This window comes from Vibrio sp. 970 (assembly GCF_033339075.1).
Map to the genome: position 1 here is coordinate 39614 of NZ_JAWOTW010000025.1, position 9299 is coordinate 48912.

At 45.6% G+C, this 9299-nt stretch carries 12 protein-coding genes; 10 read left to right on the plus strand and 2 right to left on the minus strand.

The genetic code is table 11. The annotated features are described in order from the left end of the window. The first annotated feature begins 44 nt into the window (after nt 1-44). The gene (gene slyD, locus R7Q11_RS23135; RefSeq protein WP_005381451.1) at nt 45-596 is read left to right on the plus strand and encodes a peptidylprolyl isomerase; all 552 of its coding nucleotides are present in this window, start codon (nt 45-47) and stop codon (nt 594-596) included. 132 nt (nt 597-728) lie between these two features. Continuing rightward, a complete protein-coding gene (locus R7Q11_RS23140) occupies nt 729-1670 on the plus strand; it encodes an isoaspartyl peptidase/L-asparaginase family protein (protein WP_031812779.1) in 942 nt (313 codons plus the stop codon). A gap of 83 nt (nt 1671-1753) precedes the next feature. Here the strand turns inward: R7Q11_RS23140 and R7Q11_RS23145 are convergent, their stop codons facing one another. Further along, complete coding sequence (locus R7Q11_RS23145; protein ID WP_005381455.1) at nt 1754-1981, minus strand: SlyX family protein; 228 nt, start codon at nt 1979-1981, stop codon at nt 1754-1756. Next, the gene (locus R7Q11_RS23150) at nt 1978-2964 is read right to left on the minus strand and encodes a WD40 repeat domain-containing protein (protein WP_225466749.1); all 987 of its coding nucleotides are present in this window, start codon (nt 2962-2964) and stop codon (nt 1978-1980) included. Before R7Q11_RS23150 ends, R7Q11_RS23145 begins: the two co-directional genes overlap by 4 nt. Nucleotides 2965-3092: 128 nt before the next feature. On the opposite strand from R7Q11_RS23150, the gene fkpA reads away from it, so the two are divergent. From fkpA to fusA, 8 genes are all read left to right on the plus strand, one after another. Then, a complete protein-coding gene (gene fkpA / locus R7Q11_RS23155) occupies nt 3093-3875 on the plus strand; it encodes an FKBP-type peptidyl-prolyl cis-trans isomerase (RefSeq protein WP_017821751.1) in 783 nt (260 codons plus the stop codon). 143 nt (nt 3876-4018) lie between these two features. After that, nucleotides 4019-4741, plus strand: a complete 723-nt coding sequence (locus R7Q11_RS23160) for a transcriptional regulator (protein ID WP_005382804.1) — start codon at nt 4019-4021, stop codon at nt 4739-4741. Continuing rightward, nucleotides 4738-5133, plus strand: coding sequence for a sulfurtransferase complex subunit TusD (gene tusD / locus R7Q11_RS23165; protein ID WP_017633744.1), 396 nt, complete (start codon nt 4738-4740; stop codon nt 5131-5133). Before R7Q11_RS23160 ends, tusD begins: the two co-directional genes overlap by 4 nt. After that, a complete protein-coding gene (tusC, locus tag R7Q11_RS23170) occupies nt 5130-5486 on the plus strand; it encodes a sulfurtransferase complex subunit TusC (protein ID WP_064354366.1) in 357 nt (118 codons plus the stop codon). Before tusD ends, tusC begins: the two co-directional genes overlap by 4 nt. Before the next feature lie 7 nt (nt 5487-5493). After that, nucleotides 5494-5769, plus strand: coding sequence for a sulfurtransferase complex subunit TusB (gene tusB, locus R7Q11_RS23175; RefSeq protein WP_225466750.1), 276 nt, complete (start codon nt 5494-5496; stop codon nt 5767-5769). A 177-nt stretch (nt 5770-5946) separates the two neighbouring features. After that, nucleotides 5947-6321 carry a 30S ribosomal protein S12 gene (gene rpsL, locus R7Q11_RS23180; RefSeq protein WP_004399892.1) on the plus strand — a complete coding sequence of 125 codons (375 nt, stop codon included), beginning with the start codon at nt 5947-5949 and terminating at the stop codon, nt 6319-6321. A 101-nt stretch (nt 6322-6422) separates the two neighbouring features. Continuing rightward, a complete protein-coding gene (rpsG, locus tag R7Q11_RS23185; protein ID WP_005382796.1) occupies nt 6423-6893 on the plus strand; it encodes a 30S ribosomal protein S7 in 471 nt (156 codons plus the stop codon). A 75-nt stretch (nt 6894-6968) separates the two neighbouring features. After that, a complete protein-coding gene (gene fusA / locus R7Q11_RS23190) occupies nt 6969-9068 on the plus strand; it encodes an elongation factor G (RefSeq protein ID WP_005382794.1) in 2100 nt (699 codons plus the stop codon). Nucleotides 9069-9299: the final 231 nt, after the last annotated feature.

The following is a 9299-nucleotide window of genomic DNA, read 5'->3' on the forward strand; positions in this document are numbered from 1 at the left end:
TTAACCCCATTCAGGTTAAGTCAATTAATCTCCCTGGAGTTAGTATGAAAATTGAAAAGAACGTTGTTGCAAGCCTTGCATACAAAGTAATGATGGAAGACGGTGTCGTTGTTGATCAATCAACAGCAGAAGCACCTCTAGATTACCTTCACGGTCACAACAACCTAATCACAGGTCTTGAAAAAGAACTTGAAGGTAAAGTGGCTGGCGACAAGTTCTCAGTAACGGTAGCTCCTGAAGAAGCTTACGGTGAGCACAACGATGCGCTAGTACAGCGCGTTCCTGCGGACGTGTTCCAAGGCGTTGAGCAAATCGAAGTGGGCATGCGCTTCCTAGCTGACACTGACCAAGGTCCAATCCCTGTTGAAGTAACAGAAGTTGACGGCAACGAAGTGGTCGTTGACGGTAACCATATGTTAGCTGGTCAAACACTAACTTTCGAAGTAGAAGTTATGTCTACACGTGAAGCAACAGCAGAAGAGATCGAACACGGTCACATCCATCAAGGTGGTGGCTGTTGTGGTGGTCACGATCATGACCACGATCACGAAGAAGAAGGCGGCTGCTGTGGCGGTGGTAGCTGTGGTTCTCACTAATCATAAGCTCCTTCACTAGATAATCTTTATCTAGCAAAGTTTTGAAAAGCGCAAGTTGAGTTTTCAACTTGCGCTTTTTGTTTATCTAAGGTGTAGTGCCAACCATACAAGGAATAACAGTTGGACAAAGCGATGACGAAACCTTTCTCGATTGCCATTCATGGCGGTGCAGGCACCATCTTGCGTGAACAGATGAGCGATGAGCTGCAACAATCCATCTTGGCGGATTTAGAAGCTGCGGTAAAAGCGGGACATCAAATTCTAGACACGGGCGGTGAAGCCTTAGATGCCGTCGTAGCGGCAGTGAAAGTATTGGAAGACTCTCCTAACTTTAATGCGGGTAAAGGCTCAGTGCTGACCAACAACGAAATGGTTGAAATGGACGCTTCTGTGATGGATGGGCGAAACCTTGCAGCAGGCGCGGTCGCTGGGGTTCGTCATATCAGAAACCCAATTGAGCTCGCTCGTGACGTGATGCGAAACAGCAATCATGTGCTGTTGGTGGGTGAGGGCGCAGAGAAGTTTGCTTTTGAGCAAGGCCATGAGTATACCGAGCAAGATTACTTCTTTACTGATCGCCGTTATGAGCAGTTGCTGTCTATGCGTGAGAAAGGACTGTTTGCTTTGTCGGAATCTCGTTACCCAGATGACCGTAAGCACGGTACGGTTGGTGCGGTAGCGTTAGATCAACAAGGCAACTTAGCCGCTGCCACCAGTACGGGTGGCGTGACGAATAAGAAATACAACCGAGTCGGAGATTCGGCTCTTATTGGTTGTGGTACGGTGGCCGAAAATGGCGTCGTGGCAGTTTCCACTACGGGTGTCGGCGAGTTCTTTATTCGTAAACGTGTTGCGGAAGACGTTGCAGCACGTATGCGTTACTTACAAGAAGATATTCATACGGCTTGTGAACACATTATCCAAGGTGATCTCAAACAGATGGGCGGAGAGGGCGGTTTGATTGCCATTGATGCTAAAGGTGAGATGCACTTTGCGATGAACAGTTCTGGCATGTACCGAGCAGGCATTAATACGCAAGGCGAGCTGAGCGTTAAAATCTACGCCGACGAATAGCTTCCTCTTGAGTACCTTCTTAAGTAATTAATACAACAAAGCCCAGAACATGTTCTGGGCTTTATGCTATTTGAGCCTGCATTTTAATAATGCGGTGGTGGGGTTTCTTCTGACGGATCGGCTAAATTCGACGAGTCCATATTTTTTACTTTACCTACCACATATTTCATCTGATCGAGCATCTTGGTAATTTGCAGTTGTTGCTGCGATAAAGCTCCGTTCAGATCTTCAATAGTCTGTTCTTGGAACGCAAGCTGACATTCTAAGTCATTAATGCGTGCTTCCAATTGCTGAATGATTTTTTCTGTCATGATCCGTTCTCTAACTGCCAAGCTTGGGCAATACCTGCTGAAGTAGCAGTAATTACGCGTTGTTTTGAATCAAAGGCTGCATCATACACGACCGCACGGGGAGGGCGAGTGTCTTTTTTGGACTCCACTTCAAATCCACTCATTCGTTTTCCGGTTTGAGTATCCCATATCGACACACGGCCAGAAGGGCTTCCTGTGACTAGTTGAGTCCCGTCGTCAGAAAATCGTGCGGTAGAGAAAATTAATTGGCGTGACCAACTGCTCAACTGTGTGACTTCTTGTCCAGTTTTTAAATTCCAAACAATCGCTTGGTTTCCGCCATCAGATGTCATTGCTAATTTTCCATCTCTTTGCAGGGCCACGCGAACAATTCGTTGTTCATGTTCGAAGGTTCGTAGTACTTGTCCGGTTTCGGTATCCCACAGATACGCTTTATAGTCATTACCTCCGGTTAGGGCGAAGCGCCCATTAGGAGAAATGGCCACGGAATTGACTTTTTCACGATGCGCAAGGAACTCCATGCGACGCCCGGTGACTAAGTTGACATAAATTGCTTTACCGTTGGATAACCCAAGCAGAACTTGTTCACCATTACTGGTGATATCAACGTCGCGAATGAGCGCATCAGAAATAGACCAAAGGCCTTCGGATTGCGTCCAGCCTAGGTCCCAAACTGCGAAGTTCATTTGGCTTGCTGTAATTGCGTAGCGACCATTGTCAGATATGCGGATATGGGAAACCACATTGGCATCGGCATCGAGTTCACCCAGGTTGGCTAGTTGTTCATTTTGCTCTAGGTCCCACAACATCAAATGACGTTGTTGAGAATAGAGCAGAGCAAACCGTCCATCTCTGCTAAGTGCGAAGCTCGTCGCACCTTGAGGTTCTATCGGCCAACGCTGCACTTCACGCTCGGCGAAAAAGCAACCATTTAACGTGGTGATGACAATTAAATATAGGAATAAATGAAAAATTCTTTGCATCACATCTAATAATCCGGTTTGTGTCTTAAGACATATAGCTAGTATATTGGTATAACGATTGTCTTCACTAGTCTCATAGAAGATTTGTGCACAACAACCAATGGCAGAGCCATTATTGGGAGAATTTAATGAAATCAGTTTTAAAAGTGTCGCTACTTGCTGCAACAGTTATGCTAGCGGTAGGTTGTCAGAAAGAAGAAACTAAAACAGAAACCGCACCTCAAGCAGAACAAGTTCAAGCAGAAACCGGTAAAGCGGTTCACTTTAAAACCGACGACGACAAAGCGGCATACGCAATCGGTGTTTCATTTGCTAACTACCTAAGCACAAGCATCGACAAGCCAAGCGAAATCGGCATTAATCTTAACAAAGATTTGGTACTAAAAGGTATCGAAGACGTCTTCAAAGGCAATGCTGAATTGAATGAAGAAGAAACACGTGCAGCACTAGAATCTCTAGACAAGCGTGTTGCAGAAAAGATGCAAGCACAAGCGGCTGAGAAAGCAGCTGAAGCGAAAAAAGCTGGCGATGATTTCCGTGCTGAGTTTGAGAAGCAAGAAGGCGTAGTGAAGACAGATACAGGTCTTCTATACCAAGTAATGACACCAGCTGAAGGTGAGAAGCCAAAAGACACTGATACGGTTCAAGTACACTACAAAGGTACTCTGATCGACGGTACTCAGTTCGACAGCTCATACGATCGTGGTGAACCTGCAACGTTCCCACTTAACCGTGTAATCCCAGGTTGGACAGAGGGTGTTCAGCTAATGCCTGTGGGTTCTAAATTCAAATTCGTTATCCCGCCAGAGCTAGCATACGGTGACCAAGACACACCAAGCATTCCTGCTAACTCAACGCTAGTATTTGAAGTTGAGCTGCTAAAAGTTGAGAACGACAACGCAGAGCAATAACAATAAGCTGCGATAAGTTATTGAAAAAGGTCCGTTTAACGGGCCTTTTTTGTTCTAGGTCACTAGTTGGTGAGTTTGCTAGGTTGCTTTTCAAATTTTCTGATAAACTTACACCAATTTGTTGATTTTTCGCTCGAAGGCTTATGACAACTACAGAAACAATAAACGCGGAGATGTTGCTCGAAATGGAATCCGTTAACGTGATGCCGTTTACCGAGCACGACAAAATCATTTTAAGATCTTATGAGGCGGTCGTGGATGGTATCGCCAGCCTGATAGGTCCATTTTGTGAAATCGTTCTTCACTCTCTAGAAGACTTAAATACCTCTGCAATTAAAATCGCTAACGGTGAAAATACGGGGCGCCAAGTCGGCTCACCAATCACTGATTTAGCGCTTAAGATGCTAAAAGACATCGAAGGCTCGGAGCGCAACTTCTCACGTTCGTACTTTACCCGTGCAAAAGGTGGCGTGTTGATGAAGTCGATTACTGTCGCCATTCGTAATGGCGAAAATCGCGTGATTGGTTTGTTGTGTATCAACGTCAACTTGGATGCGCCTTTCTCGCAAGTTCTTCAGTCTTTCATGCCGACGCAAGAAGCGAAAGAAGCGGCTTCCTCGGTCAACTTTGCTAGTGACGTAGAAGAGCTGGTGGACCAAACTGTTGAACGCACCATCGAAGAGATCAATGCGGATAAATCCGTGTCTAACAACACCAAAAATCGCCAGATCGTGATGGAGTTGTACGACAAAGGTATCTTCGATATTAAAGATGCCATCAACCGTGTTGCGGATCGCCTTAATATTTCAAAACACACCGTTTACTTGTACATTCGTCAACGTAAAACCGAGGATGATGAAAGGTGAGTAAACTGACTTACACGTTAGTGGTGAATGGTCCCGTTTATGGCAGCCAGTCAGCGCGCAGTGCTTATCAGTTCGCCAAAGCGTTGATAGAGCAAGGCCATCAGCTAGTGAGCGTCTTCTTTTATCAAGATGGTGTGACTAATGGTACTGCTTTGAGTGTGCCAGCCAACGATGAATTTGATCTCAATAAGGCGTGGCAGTCTTTGGCTAAAGAGCATGGTGTTCGCCTAGAAACTTGTGTCGCGGCCGCTTTGCGTCGCGGGATTGTAAGTGAAGAAGAAGCGAATCAACATGGTTTGGTTCAGAACAATCTAGCCGATGGTTTTGAACAAGCAGGCTTAGGTAGCCTAGCTGAAGCGATGTTAACCCAAGACAGAGTGGTACAGTTTTGAGTCAGTTAACTTATCTATTTCGTAGTGCGCCACATGGCAGTGCAGCTGGTCGTGAAGGTGTGGATGCACTGTTAGCCGCGTCGGCTTACTGTGAAGATATCAGCGTCATTTTCATGGGTGACGGGGTATACCAGCTTCTACTCGGACAAGACCCCAACAATATTTTGAGTAAAGATTACGCGCCGATGTTAAAGCTTTTCGATTTATACGACATCGAACAAGTCTTTGTGTGTTCAGAGTCGTTAACCCAGCGAGGTTTGGCGCAAGCGGATTTAGTCCTTGAAGCCCAAGCGTTAAGCTCAGAACAGCTCAAAGATAAGTTACAACACGCTGGCAAGCTACTGTCTTTTTGAGGAAGTTATGTTACACATCATAAAAACAGTCTCTGCTCTAGAAGACGCCATGCCCTTATGCAGTGAACAGGATGACATCTTACTTATAGAAGATGCAGTGTACGCTGCTAACTCGCAACATAAAGCATTTTCCCATCTAAAAAACCGCAGCGTATTTGTGTTGGAGAGCGATGCGCAAGCTCGCGGTATTGCAAGTCGTATTAGTCCATCGCTGACGATTGTGAATTATTCAGGCTTCGTTGAACTAACAGCAAAACAGGATAAATCCCTAACTTGGGATTGAACAAGATTTGCTGTCGACAAAGCTTTACGGATGAATTGTTCTAATTGAACAAAAAAGATCCGTATATTTCTTGACACACCTCTCACTGCTGCATAGAATTTTGCGTCCCTAACTGCATTGGCAGTTGGGGATAGATTTTTCACAAAGCTTACTTTCAAGTAAATCAGGAGCTAGTTAATGGCAACTATTAACCAGTTGGTACGTAAGCCACGTGCAAAGCAAGTTGTTAAAAGCAACGTGCCTGCACTAGAAGCGTGCCCACAAAAACGTGGTGTATGTACTCGTGTTTACACTACTACACCTAAAAAACCTAACTCAGCACTTCGTAAAGTTTGTCGTGTACGTCTGACAAACGGCTTCGAAGTTACATCGTACATCGGCGGTGAAGGTCACAACCTTCAAGAGCACTCAGTTGTTCTAATCCGTGGTGGTCGTGTTAAAGACCTTCCAGGTGTGCGTTACCACACTGTTCGCGGCGCACTAGACTGTGCTGGCGTAAATGACCGTAAACAAGGTCGTTCTAAGTACGGTGTGAAGCGTCCTAAGTCTTAATGGATTCCGTTAAGTAAGGCCAAACACTAAATTATTTTTAATTTTTTGAAAAAACTGAAAAGTTTTGGATAAAACCTGAAGAAGACAACGGAGATAAATCCATGCCACGTCGTCGCGTCATTGGTCAGCGTAAGATCCTTCCAGATCCAAAATTCAAATCTGAATTGCTGGCAAAATTCGTTAACATCCTAATGGTTGACGGTAAAAAATCTACTGCAGAGAAAATCGTTTACACTGCACTAGATGCTATGGCTGAAAAGTCTGGTAAAGACCACTTAGCTATTTTTGAAGAAGCTCTTGAAAACGTTCGCCCAGCGGTAGAGGTTAAATCTCGCCGTGTTGGTGGTTCAACTTACCAAGTACCTGTAGAAGTACGTCCGGTTCGCCGTAACGCACTTGCTATGCGTTGGTTGGTTGAAGCTGCGCGCAAGCGTGGTGAAAAATCTATGGCTCAACGCCTAGCTGCTGAAATGCTAGACGCGTCTGAGAACAAAGGTACTGCGGTTAAGAAACGTGAAGACGTTCACCGCATGGCTGACGCAAACAAAGCGTTCGCTCATTACCGTTGGTAATACCTTCTGTGCTGCGAGGTTCTCTCGCAGCACTTTTCTATACTCTAAGGTACACCTTAGTAAGAGGATACAATCGTGGCTCGTAAAACTCCTATTGAGCTCTACCGTAATATCGGTATCTGTGCTCACGTAGATGCAGGAAAAACAACCACAACTGAGCGTATTCTGTTCTACACTGGCCTTTCTCACAAAATCGGCGAAGTTCACGATGGTGCAGCAACCATGGACTGGATGGAGCAGGAGCAGGAGCGTGGTATCACTATCACATCCGCTGCGACTACTACATTCTGGCGTGGTATGGAAGCACAGTTCCCTGAGCATCGCGTAAACATCATTGATACCCCTGGACACGTTGACTTTACTATCGAAGTAGAGCGTTCTCTTCGTGTACTTGATGGTGCTGTGGTTGTGTTCTGTGGCTCATCTGGTGTTGAACCTCAGTCTGAAACTGTATGGCGTCAAGCAGACAAATACCACGTTCCACGTTTGGTATTTGTAAACAAGATGGACCGTGCGGGCGCAGACTTCCTACGCGTTGTGAACCAAATTAAGAATCGTCTTGGTGCGACTCCTGTTCCAATCCAGCTGAACGTTGGTGCGGAAGATGAGTTCAGAGGTGTCATCGACCTTATCAAGATGAAAATGATCAACTGGAATGATGCCGATCAAGGCACTTCGTTTACTTACGAAGACATCCCAGCTGACATGATTGAACTTGCTGAAGAGTGGCGCAACCACATGGTTGAATCCGCTGCTGAAGCTAGCGAAGAGCTGATGGACAAGTACCTTGAAGAAGGTGAATTGACTGAAGCTGAGCTCAAACAAGCTCTACGTACTCGCACACTAAATAACGAAATCGTACTGGCTACTTGTGGTAGTGCGTTTAAGAACAAAGGTGTTCAAGCGGTACTGGATGCAGTAGTTGAGTTCTTGCCATCGCCAGTTGACGTACCTGCAATTAAAGGTGTCGACGAAAGAGAAAATGAAGTTGAGCGTCATGCTGACGACAACGAACCTTTCTCTGCGCTAGCGTTTAAGATTGCGACTGACCCATTCGTGGGCACGTTAACTTTCATGCGTGTTTACTCCGGTGTTGTAAACTCGGGTGACGCTGTTTACAACTCAGTAAAAGAGAAGAAAGAGCGTTTCGGTCGTATCGTTCAGATGCATGCGAATAAGCGTGAAGAAGTGAAAGAAGTTCGCGCTGGTGATATTGCAGCTGCTATCGGTCTGAAAGACGTAACAACAGGTGACACACTGTGTGATCAGAACCACAAAGTGATTCTAGAACGCATGGAGTTCCCTGAACCAGTTATTCAGATTGCTGTAGAGCCTCGTTCTAAGGCAGACCAAGAGAAAATGGCTATCGCGCTAGGTAAACTAGCAGCGGAAGATCCATCATTCCGCGTGGAAACGGACGACGAATCAGGTCAGACTCTGATCTCAGGTATGGGTGAACTTCACCTAGACATTATCGTTGATCGTATGAAGCGTGAATTCAGCGTTGATTGTAACGTTGGTAAACCTCAGGTTGCTTACCGTGAAACCATTCGTGGTAAAGCGGAAGTTGAAGGTAAGTTTGTTCGTCAATCAGGTGGTCGTGGTCAATACGGTCATGTTTGGGTCAAACTTGAGCCTTCTGAGCCTGGTGAAGGTTTCGTATTCGTAGACGAAATCGTGGGCGGTGTGATTCCTAAGGAATACATCAGCTCGGTATCGAAAGGTATCGAAGAGCAAATGAATAGTGGTGTTCTAGCGGGTTACCCTGTACTAGATATTAAAGCTACACTATTTGATGGTTCTTACCACGATGTAGACTCAAGCGAGATGGCGTTTAAGATCGCTGGCTCGATGGCATTCAAGAAAGGTGCACTAGAAGCACAACCTGTGATTCTAGAACCTATGATGAATGTCGAAGTAACCACTCCGGAAGACTGGATGGGTGACGTTGTTGGTGACCTAAACCGTCGTCGCGGTATCATTGAAGGCATGGACGAAGGTGTGGCTGGTCTTAAGATCATCCGTGCTCAAGTACCACTATCCGAAATGTTCGGTTACGCAACTGATCTACGTTCTGCAACTCAAGGCCGTGCGTCTTACTCTATGGAGTTTCACGAGTACGCTGAAGTGCCGAAAAACTTCGCAGATAAAATTATTGCAGAGCGTGGTTACTAATTGACGATTGAACTGCAAAAAGTTTACGACTTTTTGCGAGATCAGGGCGTCCAAATATTGCGCTAACGGGCGTTGGCGCATAAAATAACAATTTCTGGCGCGTCGTCGATCAATAATGATCACGACGAATCATAACTAGGAAGGAACACGATCGTGTCTAAAGAAAAATTTGAACGTACGAAACCGCACGTTAACGTTGGTACTATCGGCCACGTTGACCACGGTAAAACA

What these genes read in the sequence shown, in the direction of transcription:
- slyD (WP_005381451.1), top strand. Translation starts at nt 45, where the DNA reads ATGAAAATTGAAAAGAACGTTGTTGCAAGCCTTGCATACAAAGTAATG.
- R7Q11_RS23140 (WP_031812779.1), top strand. Translation starts at nt 729, where the DNA reads ATGACGAAACCTTTCTCGATTGCCATTCATGGCGGTGCAGGCACCATC.
- R7Q11_RS23145 (WP_005381455.1), bottom strand. Translation starts at nt 1,981, where the DNA reads ATGACAGAAAAAATCATTCAGCAATTGGAAGCACGCATTAATGACTTA.
- R7Q11_RS23150 (WP_225466749.1), bottom strand. Translation starts at nt 2,964, where the DNA reads ATGCAAAGAATTTTTCATTTATTCCTATATTTAATTGTCATCACCACG.
- fkpA (WP_017821751.1), top strand. Translation starts at nt 3,093, where the DNA reads ATGAAATCAGTTTTAAAAGTGTCGCTACTTGCTGCAACAGTTATGCTA.
- R7Q11_RS23160 (WP_005382804.1), top strand. Translation starts at nt 4,019, where the DNA reads ATGACAACTACAGAAACAATAAACGCGGAGATGTTGCTCGAAATGGAA.
- tusB (WP_225466750.1), top strand. Translation starts at nt 5,494, where the DNA reads ATGTTACACATCATAAAAACAGTCTCTGCTCTAGAAGACGCCATGCCC.
- rpsL (WP_004399892.1), top strand. Translation starts at nt 5,947, where the DNA reads ATGGCAACTATTAACCAGTTGGTACGTAAGCCACGTGCAAAGCAAGTT.
- rpsG (WP_005382796.1), top strand. Translation starts at nt 6,423, where the DNA reads ATGCCACGTCGTCGCGTCATTGGTCAGCGTAAGATCCTTCCAGATCCA.